This is a genomic window from Cytobacillus dafuensis (assembly GCF_007995155.1).
Taxonomy (GTDB): domain Bacteria; phylum Bacillota; class Bacilli; order Bacillales; family Cytobacillaceae; genus Cytobacillus; species Cytobacillus dafuensis.
In genome coordinates, this window is record NZ_CP042593.1 from 652790 (window position 1) to 672591 (window position 19802).

The 19802-nt window shown below is 31.4% G+C and carries 14 protein-coding genes and 1 riboswitch; of the genes, 7 read left to right on the top strand and 7 right to left on the bottom strand.

The window, feature by feature from the left end; all coding sequences use genetic code 11:
* Positions 1-232: 232 nt before the first annotated feature.
* Positions 233-1336 carry a tyrosine-type recombinase/integrase gene (locus FSZ17_RS03410; RefSeq protein WP_185150662.1) on the bottom strand — a complete coding sequence of 368 codons (1104 nt, stop codon included), beginning with the start codon at positions 1334-1336 and terminating at the stop codon, positions 233-235.
* Complete coding sequence (locus tag FSZ17_RS23265) at positions 1293-1472, bottom strand: hypothetical protein (protein ID WP_057776272.1); 180 nt, start codon at positions 1470-1472, stop codon at positions 1293-1295. Before FSZ17_RS23265 ends, FSZ17_RS03410 begins: the two co-directional genes overlap by 44 nt.
* 235 nt (positions 1473-1707) lie before the next feature.
* On the opposite strand from FSZ17_RS23265, the gene FSZ17_RS23270 reads away from it, so the two are divergent.
* Both FSZ17_RS23270 and FSZ17_RS03420 read left to right on the top strand, forming a co-directional pair.
* Positions 1708-2073, top strand: a complete 366-nt coding sequence (locus FSZ17_RS23270) for a hypothetical protein (RefSeq protein WP_057776273.1) — start codon at positions 1708-1710, stop codon at positions 2071-2073.
* 64 nt (positions 2074-2137) lie between these two features.
* The gene (locus tag FSZ17_RS03420; protein ID WP_057776274.1) at positions 2138-7474 is read left to right on the top strand and encodes a TOTE conflict system archaeo-eukaryotic primase domain-containing protein; all 5337 of its coding nucleotides are present in this window, start codon (positions 2138-2140) and stop codon (positions 7472-7474) included.
* 1059 nt (positions 7475-8533) lie between these two features.
* Here the strand turns inward: FSZ17_RS03420 and FSZ17_RS03425 are convergent.
* The 5 genes from FSZ17_RS03425 to FSZ17_RS03450 form a co-directional block, all read right to left on the bottom strand.
* Positions 8534-9007, bottom strand: coding sequence for a hypothetical protein (locus FSZ17_RS03425; RefSeq protein WP_057776276.1), 474 nt, complete (start codon positions 9005-9007; stop codon positions 8534-8536).
* A gap of 239 nt (positions 9008-9246) precedes the next feature.
* Complete coding sequence (locus tag FSZ17_RS03435) at positions 9247-9690, bottom strand: hypothetical protein (RefSeq protein WP_057776277.1); 444 nt, start codon at positions 9688-9690, stop codon at positions 9247-9249.
* A complete protein-coding gene (locus tag FSZ17_RS03440; protein WP_057776278.1) occupies positions 9690-10571 on the bottom strand; it encodes a MerR family transcriptional regulator in 882 nt (293 codons plus the stop codon). The genes FSZ17_RS03435 and FSZ17_RS03440 overlap by 1 nt, the downstream gene beginning before the upstream one ends.
* A gap of 597 nt (positions 10572-11168) precedes the next feature.
* On the bottom strand, positions 11169-11840 hold the full coding sequence (locus FSZ17_RS03445) for an AbiU2 domain-containing protein (RefSeq protein ID WP_057776279.1): 672 nt from the start codon (positions 11838-11840) through the stop codon (positions 11169-11171).
* Positions 11841-11856: 16 nt separating this feature from the next.
* Positions 11857-12468, bottom strand: coding sequence for a hypothetical protein (locus FSZ17_RS03450; protein ID WP_057776280.1), 612 nt, complete (start codon positions 12466-12468; stop codon positions 11857-11859).
* A gap of 786 nt (positions 12469-13254) precedes the next feature.
* On the opposite strand from FSZ17_RS03450, the gene dcm reads away from it, so the two are divergent.
* From dcm to FSZ17_RS03475, 5 genes are all read left to right on the top strand, one after another.
* Complete coding sequence (gene dcm / locus FSZ17_RS03455; RefSeq protein WP_057776281.1) at positions 13255-14817, top strand: DNA (cytosine-5-)-methyltransferase; 1563 nt, start codon at positions 13255-13257, stop codon at positions 14815-14817.
* A 705-nt stretch (positions 14818-15522) separates the two neighbouring features.
* Positions 15523-16326: an alpha/beta fold hydrolase gene (locus FSZ17_RS03460; protein ID WP_057776282.1), complete on the top strand. Its 804-nt coding sequence runs from the start codon at positions 15523-15525 to the stop codon at positions 16324-16326.
* A 302-nt stretch (positions 16327-16628) separates the two neighbouring features.
* A riboswitch (cyclic di-GMP riboswitch) is annotated at positions 16629-16715 on the top strand.
* Between the two features lie 136 nt (positions 16716-16851).
* Positions 16852-17220 carry a hypothetical protein gene (locus FSZ17_RS03465; protein WP_057776283.1) on the top strand — a complete coding sequence of 123 codons (369 nt, stop codon included), beginning with the start codon at positions 16852-16854 and terminating at the stop codon, positions 17218-17220.
* 270 nt (positions 17221-17490) lie between these two features.
* On the top strand, positions 17491-18201 hold the full coding sequence (locus FSZ17_RS03470) for a hypothetical protein (RefSeq protein ID WP_057776325.1): 711 nt from the start codon (positions 17491-17493) through the stop codon (positions 18199-18201).
* A gap of 60 nt (positions 18202-18261) precedes the next feature.
* Entirely contained in the window at positions 18262-19431 is a 1170-nt protein-coding gene (locus FSZ17_RS03475; protein WP_057776284.1) for a methyl-accepting chemotaxis protein, read from the top strand.
* Positions 19432-19802 lie beyond the last annotated feature (371 nt).

Genomic DNA, 19802 nt, shown 5'->3' on the forward strand with positions numbered 1-19802 from the left:
TTAATTATGCTCATAGGTATTTTTTCTCCTGTTGTAAAATATTTTAAGTGAAAAATGAAAACCCTATAATATCAATGATTCTATAGATATATTTATACCTATTATTTACCTTGATGAATTGGCGGCATGATGTAATAACGCCCTCAAACCCTTGATATGACTGGGTTTTGTAGTAAGATGAGAGTGGTTTGCTAACATTTTGCTAACATTGAGGTAAATTAACGGAGGCTTCTCATGAGTTCAGCGAACTTTTGAGAGAGGCTTCTTTTTTCATTTCTTGGGTTACGTGAAGGTATACGTTTTTCGTAATCTGATCATTGGTATGACCAAGCCTGTCCATAATTTGTTCGAGTGATACACCTGCCTCAGCAAGAAGTGACGTATGAGTGTGTCTTAGACTATGCGGAGTCAAATCTTCATTTAGGCTAGCTATTCTAAGCAGCCTTTTCATTCGGTCTCGGACATTTTTAATTATGATGGGATAACCAAATTGTCGTTCCATTTTGGCAAAAATAAAATCGTGGTTAAAATAAATAGTACCTAACCGCTCTATTACCCTTTCTTGAACCTTTTTATGCTCCTTCAAAGCCTCTATCACCTCTTCGTCTACAATGATTTTTCTTCTTGATTTTCTTGTCTTTGGAGTAACCAGTTGAAATTTAAGCGCATTGTTGCTTGGATTGTAATACGTTTTCGTGATGCTGATCGTGTGGTTCACGAAATCGACATCCTTCCACTTGAGTGCCACTAATTCACCAACTCGAATACCAGTATAGGAAAGAACCAGATACATCAAGTAATCGTGTTCCAAACCATGTTCCTTGGCTGTATTTAAAAACAGGGCAAGCTCTTCTTTTTCAAGATACTTTGGAACTTCTTCTTCCTCTAATTGTTCAATGGTTTTCTTATCCTTCTTTACATAAGCAAACTCTGTCGGATCCTTTTTAATTAGCTCCAATTCTAATGCTTTTCGGAAAATCATTCTTCCTGTGTGGTTGACTCCATCCCTTGTACTGTCTGAATATCCTTGATCCTTTAGGTCATTTAGCGCATCTTGATACATTTTTCTGTTAATGTCCTTTAATTTTAGCTGTGAGAAATAGGGTAACAACTTACTGATTTCGTGTTCTCGTACTCTGATGGTTCCGGGCTTTACATCTTTTGCTTCGCTGTAAACGGGAAGCCACTCTTTTGTAAAGTCGCTAAAAATTTTATCTGTTTCCTCTAAATATGTTCCTTGGTTTAATTCATGAATTAGAGTGGCAGCAAATTCTTCAGCTTTTTGCTTAGTATTAAACCCGCTTTTTACCTTTAGCTCTTGTAGAATTTTTTGCATGTTGTAACCTCCTTTGAAGAGTTCGGAAACTTGAAATGACTTCCTTTGAAACTCCATATGATTCACATATTTCATAGATTTTATAAAGATCTAGTTTGATAGTTTGGACTTCACTAGGATTTTGCTCTTTGCTCATTGGCAATTCCTCTTTCTTTAAATTTTGAGAAGAAAAAACCGCAGCACATGATGATCTCCAGAATGGATAAAATCAAGTAACTGCGGTTTTCGCTTGTTGGTTACTGGATCTAGGTGAATTAATTTACCGGTAAAATTCATGAATCATAATATCTTGTGATTTTGCAGACTTTAATAGATAACAAATATTTATTTGGATGAAATTTTTGGTAAAATAAACAGAGAGATGTCGAAATGTGAAGAATAATGAAATTATCGATAAAGAAGGTATTACAATGCGTGATCCAAGAAGGATTAAAAGAGTATTATCATTGCTCCAGCAAATATGGGAATATCAGCCGGACGTACGTTTTAACCAACTCATTAGCAATTTACAGAGCCTATATTCGCAGCAACACGATAATTACGGAAGACGTGAAGTGTATAAGAAAGAGTTCATTGATTTAGAGAAGGCTTCATACTTGGATTTCTTTTTTCTTGAAGACGATAAGTGGGAAGAATTTTTAGCCTCTTATCTTTCTAGTATCGAAGAAGCAAAAGAACAGTGGCAAGAAAAGATAGATGACCAGATGATAAATGAGGGAAATTATTACAAAAGCTAAATCAATAAAATTTTTTATTGAAAATATAGATGACAAAAGCAATAAGGTAGGAGGGATTATTTTAATGACTAATGTAAATCTGTTGAGCAAAAAAATAGATAATAATAATTTAAAGGAAATCTCTAAAGTACTTGAAAGGAGATTCTTTTATAATAAAGAAGCTTACGGGAAACAACAATTTGATGATAATAGAGTTGTTGTATATAAAACTATATATAATAAAATTGATCCTAATGTAATCAAAAATGCTATAGAAAATAAGCAAGCTATAATGGCCTATCAACAAAAATTCGATAAATTAAAATGGCTCTGCCTTGATTTTGATATAAAAAGCTCTGTACTTTACGAGGATTATAATTTTCATGAAGATAGCCTATATAAACCAATGTTAATAAATGACCTACATAAGATAATAGAGACATTACATAATTACAACATAAAATACTTGCTTGAATACTCTGGTAATAGAGGATTTCACGTTTGGATTTTTTTGGATAAAGAAATTAATAAACAGTTGGGTAGCACCTTGCTAAATGGCATATTAAGCCTTACTAAGTTTGATTATATTGATAAAAAAGACAGTCCTATTACAGTAGATAAGTTCCCTAAAAATAATAAACCAAAGGGAAATAAAATTGGTCTAGGTGTAAAAGTCCCTCTTTCCTATCACTTGAAAAGTAATTCATATTCGTATGTGATTGATGATTATAAAAACCTCTTTCCTCTTATTGAGATAACAGAGAAATTCTTAATCGATCAAAAACTTCTAATTGAACAAGTGGAGCATAACTCTGTTGATCGCCTAATTGATATCTTAAATATAAATTCCTTAGAGGAAACTAAAGAGTTTGATAGAGTTACGGGGAAAACAGAAAGACAGTTTCATTTAAATCAAATAATTAAAATGTTATCGAAATGTAAAGTTTACGAGTATATATTCTCTAAAGATATTAATCAGTTAACAGAGCTTGACCGCACAGTGCTTGTTGGGACAATAGTTAGATTAAAAACAAAAGATAACATAGCCTTTGGAAAGGATTTGTTAATCGAGTATTTTTCACGTGATGCTGATATATATAACGAAGAAATTACGAAAGAAAAGCTTTTTTTAATGGAAAACTATTTTCCTCCTTCATTAACCTATTTGCAAAATAAATATAATATAAAATGCAATTATTGCGAATCGCAATCAATATCTAATGTACTTGAGCTATTAGATGATATTGAAATTGAAACCAAGTCACAAAATTTAGATATCCTAAAATGGGTAATAAAGTCAGAGAAAAAATATTTAACTCAAAATGATGAAATACCTCTAAACTATGTATATGATAGTTTAGATAGCCTTAATGAAGAAAAACTTTCTCATTTGCTGGAAGAAATAAAGTTCGGAAAATTCCCTAATATCACTTTTAACAAATTTATTCGGAACGAAGAAGATAAAGAAAGGATTTTATTTGGTTTATCAGCAAGAGATCGTGTACTTACGACTGCAATTATGTTCGAAATAAACAAAATATTATATGGAGAGTTTAGTTCAAGTAATTCATATAGTTATAGGCTAAATTATGATTTTAAAAAAAATGATATATTTGTTAACTGGAATACGCTCTGGTTAAATTATGTAAAGGATATTGAGGATAAGATTTTAAACGAAGCATACGATAATTATTATATTCTTAAATTGGATATAAAGAGTTTCTACGAAGAAATTAATCAAGTTTTTTTGAGAGAAATGTTGTATAGTAAACCAACTCCAATGGTAGAACTAGTGTTAAGAAATTTAAATACTACTGAAAAAAAATTTTATATTAATATGTGTGAGTATTTAATCTATGCTGCTGAAAGAACCTCAGAAAAAGGCGTACCACAAGGACCAGCTTTTGCTCGTTATTTAGCAGAAATATATTTGTCTTCTTTGGACCGACTTATTAACAGTAAGCTAATAGAAGGATTCGAACATTATTTTAGGTATGTAGATGATTTGGTAATAGTTCTTGAAACCAAAGAGAAAGCTGAAGAATTATTTAATTTGATTAAAACTCATTTAGGGACAAGGGACCTAGAATTAAATCACAAGGTAAAGAAAGGATACGTTTCGGACTTAAAGTATGATGTAATAAGTCAGGATTTAGAGAAGTATTTTATTGATGGTATAGATGAGGCAACTGCACCTAAGAAAGTAATTGATAAGGCAATTACCCTATTAAACAAGATGTTTAGAAACCAAGAAGAAAACATTAACATAAAGCATTTGCCCTTTTTTTTAACACATTTAATTAATAATGACTACATACAATCAAAACTTGAAGAAATAATATTAGAGATTACAAGTAGTATTATAGGTAGAGGTAGTTTGTTTAAGCATTTTTATAAAAATATAATTTTTGGTAACCTTGAAAAAGTAGATTTGAAATTTTATGACCATATTTATGGGTTATCTAGAGCAAATTTCATCAATGAGTTATCAAGAAATATCGAAAAAGTACCAATAGTGACAATTGAACAAATATTGAAGTATTATGTAAATGAAGAATTGGAACCATACGAGAAGATAGAATTATACAGAGTAATCTTAAAAAGTGGATGTAATTTAAGAATCATCTATGATGAACAGGATTTGGATATTTTTATAATGTTGTTGCAACACACTAAAGCTATTAAATGGGATCAAGATTTATTAAATCAGATTCTTAAATATCTCCAGAGTATTGAAGATAAAATTAATATTCTCAAAATCATGGATAAAATACTTACTAATTCTCATGAATTAGATGATAATACGAGACTAGTTGAAACTCTTTATATTACTTTATCTGAGCATGCTCAGTATGTATATAAAGATCATATAAAACAATTAATATTTAATTTAATTGCGTACCTTTCTTTGTATATTGATGAAAATAAGATCATTGAAATTTGGTGCAACTTTCACAATCTATATCAAATGACAGTGGAATCAATTAGTACTCAGGAATGGTATAACTACGAAAAACTTATAAATAAGAACCAAATCAAAGATGGGTCTGTAATTTTTATTCTAACTAGGATCTTTAAGAAAGAAGGTATAGATCTTAACCTAGGTACAAATAAAACCGAGGAAGATTATGCTTTATATTTATTTCTTTATTTATTTGAAAATAAGGAATTTAGTGGTAGAGAAGAAATGAAGCATAAGGTAAGGGAGATTACTAAAGATAAAAATATACAGTTTCTTGATTGGTGTCTGAGCGAAGATTCTAGATATTTCCCAAATGATGAGACCGCAATAAAAAACATTCGTTATAATAACCGAATAGTAATGATGAAAAATAATGAACTGTTAGTCCGAGGAAGACCTGAAATATTTGTAGACTATAGTGAAAGTATTATTGAATCTGAAAGTTGGTATGACAATAGTCAATATAAATTTATGAAATTAAATATCCAAGAAAGATTAATGAACTTGGAAGAAAAAATAAATTCTATGAATTTGTTTAAGGCACTTGATTTTGTTCTTAAAGTTAAAAGTGAAAGTGAATTTAATGGTAAGTACGTTAATGTATTTGAGAGAGGTGCTTTTATAGAGTCAAATAATTCATTGAACCTTACATTTAGTAAATATGATAAGGTTTTGGTTTTAGAAAAATCAGAGCCAATTTTAAATAATAAAGTTAAATTTACAGACGAATTAATTAATACTCTTTTAAAAGCAAGAATTGCTCCGTTGTCTTATACATTTGGTCCATTAGAATATCACATAAATGTTAATGACTTTAAGGATGATTTTATACCTAAAAGCATAACTAATAATGAAGAAATAATTGTTTACTTAGAAATTTTTAATAATAATTTAGAAAAATATCTATTAACAGAAGGAGAAAATATTTATTCAATAGAGCTTTCAAAACTAATGAGTATTAGAGATTATGTAAATACAATTGAGAATAAAAAGAACCTTATATCAGATATAAGAACTAAAATACAAATAAATAGGTCTTCAAGTAACATCAAAATCCTAAATTTATATAATTCTCTTTACAAGAATAATACATTTGAGAAGCATCTAATCTATTCAGCTAGTAAAGTTAACGTAAATTCTTTAACTCAAGTTATAAATGATATTATAGGATCTATAAAGTCCAACATGGAGTTCGACGATATAAACTTTATTGTTGATTTCTTAATAAAAGAATTGGCGAAAGTAACCAAATTATCTACTGATATTACTCAGCTTAATTTTGTTGAAATAGAAAGGCATATTAATGACGAGTCATTAATTAAAATCTCTAAGATAGATTTTCCAATTGAAGACATATCTTTTTATGAATTCGGTTCTAATGAAGACCAAAAAGAACTTACATCGAAAGAAATTTACAGGCTATTAGATTTAAATTATCTCTATTTTGATGGGAATTTATTAGTTGCTTTACCAAATGCTTTAGGTAAGACAATAGAAATTATAGAAAATAAAAAAGGTAACTACGATAAAAAAAATCTTGTTATAAATGCAACCATTAGAAATACAGATTATTATTTAGAGGCCTTGGATGTTATAAGACTACAAAGCGATGTTTCAAGAAATGAAGCCGACAGAAGATTAAATACATTTTTATTAGACGTTGAATCTAAATATTATGAATCGATTCTAAAAGTAGTATCATCCTATAGATGTTTTACCGAGGAAGATATGAAATCGTTTGTAGATATAATTAAGGAAAAGGTTGATCATAGTAATGGTAATGATTGTTTCTTCCCTTTAAAATCAAAAAATGATGATAATGGTTTGCATCAAATATTATATTTAAGATATAAAGAAACATTCGAGAGAGATACAATTTATGAGAAAAGAATTAACGGTGACATCGATAAGTTAAAAAAGCAAAACAAATTTGATGAATTAATACTGATTTCTGATTTGGGATTAAGTGGTAGTCAATTGAAAAATACATTAAATAGTTATATATCTGTAACGAAAGGGAAGAATCTTAAAAAAGGCTTTCATACTATAAAAGATGGTGGCATCTTTAAAGATAATTTACTTAATTCAAGTCAAATTACGTTTCTTAATTGTATCTATACGGATACTTTCAGGGAAACAGTAATTGAATATTTTATTAATGAGTTAGGTTATCCCGGTAAACTCAATTTTATAGGTATAGAAATCTCTTTTAAGGAACATTTATTTAATACAAAGGTAAAGAATAAACGCCATAAAGATTTATTTATTGAATTTGTAAAAAAGTATTATTCTGCAGAAAATCTAAGGGTACAAGGAAAGTGTTATTTCGAGTATTTAGAACAAATTGAGAAGGCAGACACAAGAAATATGCTTATTGCAAGGTATAAGAGTATGCCTAAGTATCATAATGTTGTATTTACAAAAAATACCTCATTGCTAAAGTATAGAGATGATCAATAGGAAAGGTTGGAATATTTCCGAAAATATACTTAATGCCCAAGGGGATTATTTACATCGTTTTCACACAACCACACCAGAAACCCTTATAAAATAAGGGTTTCTATCCCATTTATATCCCGACCACCAGTATCTTCAGAAAATGCTTGATTTTCTTCTTTTGAAAAAATAAGACACCATTAAAAATAAGGTGTCTTATCTTTGACTTACAGATTGAACTAACAATATTTAAGTTATGTAATTTAGGATAGATACATACTTTTACTTAGATATCTTTATAAGCACTTTTTCCTGCATTCTTTTAATTTCATTGCCAAATATTCGGACTAAAGAGGAATATGCTCTTTTGGCATCAAACTAAAAAAATACATGGAATTAGGGGAGAAAAAGATCCTTATGGAAGTAAACTAAGATGGAAAACAACATATATCTGTGAAGAATGAGATGAAGTTTGGGTTGCTAATTTTTGTAGTTCTTGTTCGTATGATAACAGAGGATTGAGAAATATGGTGATTAATGGGAAAAAACACAGATATCCAAGGCCTCTATATAAATATCCAGCCAATAATTTTAATATACAGGTTGAGGATAACTGGGATGTTCATTGTCCTACGTGCAATAAAACGGCTAACTATAGGATAAATTTTATTACAAAAGATGATATTCTAAAAGGAACAATTATATTAGGTAAAAATCCTTAATGATAAAAAATTGCAACACCTGAATATTTACGCATATAAACCGTGTAAATTCATAGTTGTTAAAAAAGTTAATGGTTATTTAAAATACCTGAAACTAATGGCTAACATTTTGCTAAAGCAATCCTTTAAAAAAAATGGTAAATCTCCGTTAAAGATGTTACAGCTAAAAACATCCAAAACGTTGATTTACCGCACTTTTTGCACTTGAAGTTAACAATATTACATTCTAGCAGACTACAAAACATTAATTTCTATCAAGAAAATATATGTAGTGGAAGTATTTAATTCGTGATAGTTGTATACACCTAGTGGACACTCATAGAAGGGCAGGCACGAAGGCTCACTGCTCTTTTTGTTGTTGTTATTTTTGCTTTTCGAGCTTAACCGTTGTAGTTGTCCCCATAGCAGAAGCCTCATAACTTAATACGCCGTTTTGATATGTCATAGTTTTAGTATCATCACTTGAAGCAAGTAAAGCATTTTCAGTTATACTATGGTCATTTTTTGAATCCCATTTATAGGGCGCGTCAGTAGTTGTTGGAGCGACAAAAGAGCCAGCCCAATAAAGTGATTTTGTATCGCCTTTATCACTTACCCAATAAATTTCAATCGTATCACCGCTTATTGTAGCAGCTTGATAAGATTCATCAGACTTGCTATTCGCTTGTTTCCATTCGCCCGTCAAGTCAGGTATTTGCTTTTCGGGAGCTTTGCTTTCAGTTGCATTTGTAGGGGGGGTGCCGCCGTTTCCCGAACTCTTCAGCGTGGAGCTACACCCCGTAAATAGGATCATGAGCAGAGCCATGCAAGAGGTAATAATTGCCGTTTTTTTCACTTTCGTTATCCTCCTAATTTTGATTTCTGTAGTAATCTTCAGACTCGTAAATGTTCGAACTTGAAATGCTATTTTTATGCCCACATTCCGTACATTGCCAGATATATTTATGGTCATCAAAGCCTGACTGACCATTTAGGTATGAATTGCAACGGTCACACCTGCAATCAACATCAGGGAATCTTTCATTCTTAAGCTATAATCACCTTTCCGATAATCTGTAAGAATCAAATAGTCTACTAGAACTTTTTAATTTGTTTTATAAGTGAACACTGCAATGCTTTTGAAATTGGAAGGTGAATGATATGCTCAATAAGTTCTTCTTTTGTTTTCTCGCCTGTAGAGTAATCAGCCTTTAAAACTTTTCCGCCAATAAAAGATAGCATCTTTTGCGTGCCTCCATACGTCGTTCCGGCACCGAGTAGCAGTGTAGCAATACCACCTTTTACACCCACACCGCCAATCCCGAAACCTTTCAGAGCTTGCAAAATGGCTGCTCCCCCATTATAGCTTGATGTTTTTACTGCAAACTCAAAAACAGCATAAGGGATTGCAACTGAAGTTACTAAAGATATTACATTATCTAAACCTATTGGGAGATTCCTTTCTTGCTTTTCTTCAGTTATAATGGTTGATTTGTCCTCCTCTGATGTGTATTTCATAGTTAACGAGTTTGTATCCATTATCTTCGTCCTCCTTCTTCTTCTCTTTGCTCCACCGTAAAATTGTCACAATAAACCTGAATTGCTTTTGCTATATAATCAGTAGTTTCTTTTCCGAGACTACTGGTGAACAACATATCAACATCTCCTCCAGCTGCGAAAGTTTTCCCAATCAGTGAAAAGTTGCCGAGTGACATAGGATGATCCTTATCTTTGTTCATATAGTCATACAATTTTTCAACATGCTCCTGCACCTCTTTTGAACTTACATCCTTGTCGACAAATTTCATAAATTCATCCATCAACTCGTTATTTGTCCGTATTTCGTTAAAATCGGTAACACTTAATATGTTTTTTGCCATTTCAAGTATTTCAAGTAATTCAGATGTCTCATACTCGTACCACTCCTTTTCCGGTAGTGTGAGAAGTTCTTCAGCTTTTTGAATTAATTTAGAATCAAGAGGATTATTTATTCCTTCTGTATTATTTGTAAACATATTCATGTTATAAGTGTTTTTAGATTTCTCTATAAATTCCTCAAATGTAATATCACCGTATTCTTTAAAATTGAGAGGAATGATTCCAGTCAATTTAATTGTGTTTGCATATCCAATTAGATTCTCTAACCGCGCCTTTTTTTTATTTAATATTTTAATTTGGTTTCCTATCGAATCTCTCAGGTCAACGTCTGGATTATTCATCATCTCCTGAATATCATTTAGTGAGTATCCCAATTCACTCAACAATAAAATCTTAAAGAGCTTTTCCACTGCCATATCATCATATAGTCGATAACCAGACTCTGTGCGTACTGTTGGTGATAAAAGTCCAATTTCATCATAATAATGCAGAGTACGCCTAGTCACGCCAATTGATTTACATACTTCGTGTACCTTCTTCATAAGAAGTCCTCCTTTTAATTAACTATAGTTTATACTATCACGTAACGTTACAGTCAACCTTTATTAATATTTTTAAAGTGGACTGTACGAGAAGGTTTGATTCAAAGGAATGGGTAGTTTAAAATAAAATTAAGTTATTAGGAGAAAAACGATGAAATAGTGAAAATTTGTTGATATGTTCCCTCAAATGGAGACATCCATTTTGTCCATTCGACCCAAGTAGAGTGTGAAAACAACTGTATCAACATATCTGTTTGAAGTTGCTAACATTTTGCTAACGTCTTCCCCCGAAAAACGGTAAATCCTCGTTAAAGATGTTACAACCAAAAACATCCAAAACGTTGATTTACCGCACTTTATGCACTCAACGTTAACAATATTACACTCTAGCAGACTACGGGCGGCATGATGTGATGCTTAAAAAACTACTCATACCAAAGGTTTGGGGGCGGTGGATTGTGGTTTGTTAACATTGGAGTTATGAATTGTAGCAAATACAAACAGCCATCATTGTATAGGTGCTGGCTGTTTGTATTTTTAATCAGTTGGACTTAACCCTACCGGTTTAAGAAATAAATTCTATGTTGGAAGGAAGGATTATTTTTTTGTTGGATTTAAACCCATACCTATCCTAAAAATATCTATTTCGTTTTCTCTCTGTTTGTTATACATTTTTAAAATAAATAGTATTTTGCAAACATCAAGATTATCTGGTGAATCTAATAACCATGCTTTCCCTTCTAAAGCTAGTGAATAAAAGTTAACTATTTCCCAAGCATCATATATTAAAGCATTTAAATTTTCTATTGTAAGTTTCGCATCTTTTGTTACCTGACTCTTTTCAAAAAAATATTTTTTGTCATTATGAGCATATACTCTATCACGCCAAGTAAAAAGGTTGTCTAACTGTTCCTGTTTGGTTTCAATTTTTATTCTATGTTCCTTTATTACATAATTATTTAATAAAGGTTCCTTACCTTCACTATAAACAAAAATTTTTTTATGATTTTCAGCAATGTTAATTAATTTGTTTAGATTAATAGTATCTCTGCCGTGTTCATATAATTTTGCAGTTGTTATAATAACATCATTAAATAAGGAATGTAGTATTATAGTAAAAAAAGCAGGGGCTAGGTTTAATTCATTAATATGTTCATTTCTGTTATCTTGGATGTGTTTCCACAAATCAAACTTAGACTTAACTCCAATGATTTCTTGCATTAACCCTTTTATTAGTAACTTTGCCTCTTTCTCAGTATATGCGTTCAAAATTGTCCCTCCCTTTCTATTTGGTATTATCCTCAGCTAATATTGCCGGATATTTTTTCTCAAGATAATCTCTGGTTTTCTTTGTAATCTCTCTAATGAAAATAATAAGTTCAGCAACAGCCCTATCTAACTCTTCATCTGAATACTCGTATCTTTCATTATTCATAGCTAAGACATTTATCCAATATTCTTCTAGTTTACTTGGTAATAATAATCGTTTAGATACAATAATACTATTAATCTTCTCTATATCTGGAGTTTGCCAAGGAAAGTCATAAGTTGGTCCTACTAAAATTGGATTTCTGAGATCTTTCCATCTTTTAATAATTGTTTTTTTATTACTCTTAAAGATTAACAAAAAACATAATTCTTTTATAAGTTTCTTTAGTAATGTGCTTTTTTCACCTTTGTATGCAACAAAAGATTCAGTCTTAACATCGCGCAATAAATTACATAAAGGAATGTATAACTCCTTATACCTTCTACCAGCTAAGTTAGCCCTACCAATTTTATTAGTTTGATAATTTCCATATATCCATTTTATGAAAATTATCAAATTTGCACTGATAGAACTTACTAATATCCAATTTTCTTTTATCCAAAGTACAGAGTCTTTCAAAAAGTTCATACTGATTCCCCGCATATCAATATAATTTATAGTTTTACTATATTATACTAAATTTTTCCTTTGGTGTAAGTTAAGTGATATACTATAACATGATTCTAGTATAGTTATTGATACTTTAAGATATATGGAACTTGATCTTTGATAAAAAATAATAAATTAAAGATACTAGCTGAACTCTAAGGATTCAAAACATTATAAGTAAAATAACATATTTTCACTAAAAAGAAGCAGGCACCCATAGGAGGTCCTGCTTCTTTTAGTAAAAATGTAGGGAATGTTCATTTACTTATTTTCTGGAATGAATTTTACATTAAGTTTAGAAGAAATAATAAAATTAGTTAAATCTAAATTTATTCACTACATAAAAATAGATACTGATATCGATAAAGATTAATTAAAGTAGATTATTTTTAGTCTCTTCTAATCTTGAACAATTAGAAGAACTAATGATATTAACCTTCTTTGATGGCACGGTAGTTATTTTTCCGTGTCTTTCTCTTTGTATAATAAAATCTACTACTGCCTGTATAGTTTGTATATAAATTGTGTCTCTGAAGTTTTAAATATGAGGAAGATTAAAACGAATTATTCCTATAATGTCAATTAACCACTTAAATAGGTTATGGGATTGGATTTTTGATTCTTTCATAATATTCCATTAGAATTTATATTGTAAAAATTAGAGAATCTTAATTACCTATTAAAGAATAGGTGTAAATGTTAAATACTAAAGACGTACAATAATAAATGAAATGTTGATATATTTTAGTTGGAGGCTAATATAACGTGACATATACAGTAGTTGATTTGCTCGCTGGAATAGGTGGTATGACCGGTGGCTTTATAGAAGCGGGATGTAAAGTGAATTGGGCAATAGACATTGATAAAAATGCAAATAATGTATTTAGTTTTAATCATCCTAATATTAATATGCATCAAGGTGACATAAGAAACACTCAAATCACAAAAATCCCTGATTGTGATATTTTAATTTCAGGATTACCTGTTCAAACGTTTTCTTATATAAAAAATACAGAATATCCCTTTAACAGTATAGAGAATTATATAATAACCAAGGTTTTAGCAGCTAAAAAACCTCCAGTTGTATTATTAGAAACTGTAAAAGGATTACTAACGATTAAAGATGGTAAAAATTTAACTTGGATAATAGAAGAACTAAGAAATCAGGGTTATTACATAACCTATAAGATAATGAATGTTAAAGACTATGCAAATTTACCTTATAACAAAGAAAGATTATACATAGTTGGTTTTAGAGAAAAACTGTCTTTTGATAACTTTTCGTTTCCAAGTGTTATACCACTAGAAAAATCTTTACTGGAAGTAATTAATATTAGGGGGGAAGAAAAGGAAGATGCTTATTACTACAGCAAAGATAATAAAAACTATGATTTTCTCCATGAAATAATTACAGAAGAATACTCGATTTATCAGATAAGGGGCTTTAATAAAAGAAATGAAAATTATAAATCATACAAAGACATTTGCCCCTCACTCACCTATACGTTTAGAGAGAATTTTATCCTTGATGATTATGGGATTAGAAATTTAACTATCCAAGAATATCTTGATATCTCTGGGTTACATAAATACAAGCTACCTAGTAATATCGGAAAGCAGAATGGTTATAGATTAGTAAGCAATGCAAGTATTACTCCTTTAATAAGAAGAATAGCTAATCAAATATGTTTTGCACTTAGCAAGAATGACAAATCTGATGAAGTAATTCCGATTCACTCCCAAACCCAAGGAGAAACCGAAGTATTTTTAGAAGATACAACTGATGATTTTGTTGATAATCAAGAACAGAACATTAATAGTAAGGAAAAAGAGAAAAAATATGATAACGGTTTGAAAAATCTTATACAAAATGTAGAAAATGCAGGTAATAATAATGAAAAAGGAAAAGCATTAGAAGTACTTATAAAACAGTTTTTCGAACAAGTTGAAGGATTTAAAGTAAATACTAATAAGAGAACTCGAACTGAAGAAATAGATATACACATTAGAAATGAATCAAAAAGTGAATTTTGGCGTAAGGAGACAATACTATTAATTGGTGAGTGTAAAAACTGGAGTAAAAAGGCAGGAAAAAATGAGCTAGTGATATTTAAGAATAAAGTTGAAAATAGAAGGAAGAGGGTTGGTGTAGGTTTCTTTATTTCTTGGAATGGCTTTTCGACTACTTTTACTAATGAAAGTTTGAGGAGTTCGAAGGAGGAAATAGTCATTATCCCAATTGATGGTAATCAAATTAAAGAAGCTATAGAAAGTAAGAATATAGAAGAATTTATAAAGGAATGGTACACATCGGCAGTCATGTCTTAATTTATCTGCTCCCAATTTCGCGGCGGACTTTAATTTGTTTAAACAACAAAAAGTACCCAAATGGAATTTCAAATACTTAATAATGTTATTATTAGCTAACTGCTAACATTTTGCTAACGTAATCTCATAAAAAACGGTAAATCCCCGTTAAAGATGTTACAGACAAGAACATCCAAAACGTTGATTTACCGCACTTTTTGCACTCAATGTTAACAATATTACACTCTAGCAACCTACGGGCGGCATGATGTAATAACGCCATCAAATCCTTGATATATAAGGGTTTTTGAGTAAGATGAGAGTGTTTTGCTATCATTGAAGATTTTAAAGGAAGCTTCTTATAAGTTGATAAAACTTGTGGGAAGCTTCTTTTTTCATTTCTTTGCAAATGGGTAGCTGGTTCAAAAAAAGTAGGGAAGTTTGTAAAAAGGTGCTTTGCCAATGTGGCAAGGTGCCTTTTTAGTTGAAAAAGTATAAGAAGGTTATTAAAATAAGAAGTTAACACTGCTATTTAATATTTTGATTTTTTATCGCAGATTAACGGGCAGTAAGACCCCCACTGCAAGGGTGCGAGAGAATCAAAGAAATCTAAGTGAGGGATCAACTGCCCGTAAAGGCCCGATTGGTTCAACTAACCATCAGTGGGGGATGAAAGAAAACCCCCACTGATGGAAGTTTCACTTTATTAAAAAAGGAGAATAGATAATGTTACATTATCGATCATTTTACATGAATGACGATACCCCTTGGGTAACTCTAATACATGGAGCAGGGGGGAATTCGTCGATTTGGTATAAACAATTACGTGAATATAAAAAGCATTTTAATGTACTATTAATTGATTTGAGAGGGCATGGAGAATCCACAAACAGCATGTGGCAAAAAGGAGATTCCTTCGAACAAGTAGCCGATGAGGTTTTGGAAGTATTAGATCATTTAAAAATAAAGAAAACTCATTTTGTAGGTATTTCACTAGGGACGATTGTAATTCAAACAATTGCTAAAAAACAACCTGATCGCTTTCAGTCTATGGTTTTAGGTGGAGCGGTCACGAAGTTGAATTTACGCACAAGTTTTTTAGTTAGTATTGGTAATCTAATGAAACGCATTATACCTTATATGTGGATAGTTAGCCTATTTGCTTGGATTCTCATGCCGAAAGAGAATCATAAAGAAGCTCGCAAAAAATTTGTATTCGAAGCGAAAAAGATGTGCCAAAAAGAATTCATTAACTGGTTTTCTCTAACCAAACGGGTTAATCCGTTCCTAAAAAGTATGCAGAAAGACTTTTTTGGTATTCCTACTTTATTTGTAATGGGAGAAGAAGATTATTTGTTTTTGGAAGATGCGCAAATGGTGGTTATAGCAACAAAAGATACGACATTTGAAACGATTAAAAATGCCGGTCATGTATGTAACATTGATCAACCGAGAAGATTTAATGATGTGACTATAAAATTTATGTTTAATCATAATCGTAATGTTATGTTGCCGATACTTCATGCGTGAAAATGAAATTAAAATGAGTGGAAATAGATAGGTTCAGTGCACTTCTTTAAATTTACTAATGTTCACCATTAGCTCTCACGACAATTGGAGTGTGTGAACATCGGTAGTAGACTATTTGGTAAAGCTGAGTTCAATAATATTAATGAAGCTTCTCATAAGTTGACCAAACTTGTGGGAAGTTTTTTTCTTATTTCCTTATTCATATGTAAACCAAGAAAAAAATTCTAGTTCGACAAAAAATTGCAAGTGCTTTATAATGTTATAGTGATTTATTAACGTGATAATAGTACTATCTTTTCTAAAATTGAAAAAGGCAAACTTATCGAAAGGTAAGGACGCAAAGCTACGAGTCTAAAATCCTCTTGGATAATGATAGTCGGGTTGCCAAGAATAATAATAGCAATCTATTATTTTGGTTATCCCTGTCTATATCTGGGATAGCTTTTTTTTTACACTCCTACGAAAAGAATGTGCAAATGTTAACAATGAAGCATAGCAGACTATAGTAAAAAAGGAGATTAAAAGATGATAGTCGTAGATAAAAAGAAATATAAAATGGCAATTAATGAGGTGGCGAAGGAAGTGCATGTACAGGTGCATGGATTAATGAGAGAGGAAGACGCAGAAGGTTTTATGATCGATTTACAGGATACGATTAATAAAGTATCAAGACAAGAATATACGTTTGTCATTGATGGGACTCACCAAACACCTGTCCCATCAAAGGTTGTACCACAGTTGGAGCAAACGATGCAATTTTATTCTAGCTTAGGTTTTAAGGATATCCTGGTAGTAAAACCTTTATCTAAAATTGCTCAAGTGCAAGTTAGGAATGTACTTGAAAGAATTGAGTTCACCGGTACATTTATCGATAAAGTACATCATTCTATGTAATGTTAGGTCCCAATAATAAGGGGATTTTTATTTTATCGCAGATTAACGGGCAGTAAGACCCCCACTTCAAGGTTGCGAGAGAATTAAAGAAACCTAAGTGGGGGATCAACTGCCCGTAAAGGCCCGACGACGGACACGATGTCCTAGTCAGGCGAAAGCCACAGGACGTGGCGTTTTGAGCGTGATTAGTTCAACTAACCATCAGTGGGGGATGAAAGAAACCCCCCACTGATGGAAGTTTCACTTTATAATTTGAAAGGGAGTCTACAAGTGCAAACAACATTAGAGTTATACACATATGAAATTATAACGAAGGAACAAACAGATTTAATTCAAAAAGCAGCTGAGTGTCTAGCACGTTCATTTATCGGAGTGGATGTTTCAGGAAAATGGGTACAGGAACCGATGGTAGGTCAATTAAAACTAAGTTATGAAGATTTCTATAAGTTTACTAAGGATTATTTAGACTCTACTATAGAGCAGGGATATTGCGCAGTCGCCCGAGATATTAATAATAATGTTGTTGGTGCACTTGCGGGAGATACGAATGCACCAGAGATTATCGGAGAAGATATATTTGAAGGTTCTTTTTATGATATGAATGTCATTCTGCGTGTTTTAGAAGATGTGGATAAACGTTTCATGGAAGATTATAAAAGACGAAACGGAAAAGAAATCAAAGATGGGGAGCTATTACACCTATTCATGATAGGAGTGGTAGCTGAACATGACCGTCACAAAATTATTCAGCAATTAGTAAATATACTGATAACAAAGGCATCCTCACAAGGTGTGAAGGGTATATTAGGTGAAGCGACAAACCCGAAGGCGATACGTTTGATGGAAAAATATCATAATATGAAAAAATATGAAGATGTAGAAGGAAATTATATTGTTCATAAATATCAGGATAATAGTAAGTTGAATGGCATTCCTTCACATGTAGCTGATGGAACATACATACTTTTTAAAGAGATTTAAAAATTTCATACCTAGGTCTAAGTCAATAATTAACAGAAGAAGTTAGGAGATATATTTATCATGGAAGCTGTTTTACTAGGCATTATTGTTATCTTAATGGGGACATCAGCGTATTTTGCTTACCGATATTTTTCGCTGAAAAATCATCCTCATATAAATAAAGAAATTATAAATGGAATGAAGGAAATAATAGCAGGAAATATCACTAGTAAAGTAGATGAAAGAAGTCCTGATCATGCTGTATTTAATCAACTGATTGAGTTTTTCAGCCGTATAAGTGAAAAGTTTTTTTCATTTTCAAAAAATGTACATGAAAAAGGAGAAAATCTCGCTGAAATCGGTGAATATGCTTCTGAGCAAGCGGATATTGTTAGAGCGGCAATTGATGAGGTAGGTAGAGGATTAAATAAACAATTAGTAGCTACAGAAGAAAGCGCCGCATCTATGGAAGAAATGGCACAGGCAATCGAAGATCTATCAGTGAGAACAAATCAAATTTCAGAACAATCGAACGCTACCTTAGAATTAACACAAGAAGGAAACATTAAGCTGAAGGACTCCTTAGAAAAAATGGAGCATTTTAATCAAACGATAAATACAACATTTGTTGCAATAAATAAACTCGGAGAAAAATCTCTCGAAATCGGCACTATTGTAAAAGTGATTACAGGGATTTCAGAACAAATTAATTTATTGGCATTGAATGCGGCAATAGAAGCTGCACGTGCGGGTGAACATGGTAAAGGATTTGCGGTTGTTGCTGATGAGGTTCGAAAATTGGCCGAACAATCACGCCAGTCTTCTTCTGAAGTATCAAATATTGTAAAGAATATACAAGAAGATACTGAAATAGTTGTCAAGTCAATGCAACAGGGAACAGAAGAATTTAAAGATACAAATACGACTATTGTAGAGGTTGGAACCATGTTTGAAAAGATTCTATCTTCTACAAAGATCATTGCTGAAAATAATGAAAATTCTTCTGCAAGTACAGAAGAATTATCGTCTTCTACTCAGCAGATAATGGCAGCAATTGTTGAGATAGCTTCTATCTCTCGGGAATCTGTTGAAATGTTTGAGGAACTAATAGAAATTAGTGATGATGAACTGCATACAATGCAAAAACTTGTTCAGGAAGCAAAGAATCTTATAAATTTAAAAAATGATGTAAACAAATTACTAATTGCATGGAATCATAGTGTTGAAACTGCGGAAGCTAAAGTGGGTTAAGATGCTGAAAATAAGGTCAGTGTAGGAGTATAAAGATATTCACCTCCATAATATTTGCTCATTTTATAAAATAAGAAGGCTTCTTATAAGTTGAGCAAACTTGTATAAACTGGCACCTTTGTCAAGGGCACAATAAAAAAAGAGACTAACAACTAGAAGATGATTCCTATATTGAATAGGGGTCATCTTTTTTAAGTCATCTTTTAAATTACCAAATAATCACTACTAAGGGATATCATCCTAAGAGTTCCCTCTCCAAGACATTGATTGGCCTAGACCATATTTTTTTAATAACTTTAAATCCCCATTTAAAGCCTTTGTACAAACCACCCTTTGGAAGGGTGGTTATGATTGTTAAGATTTTGAATCAA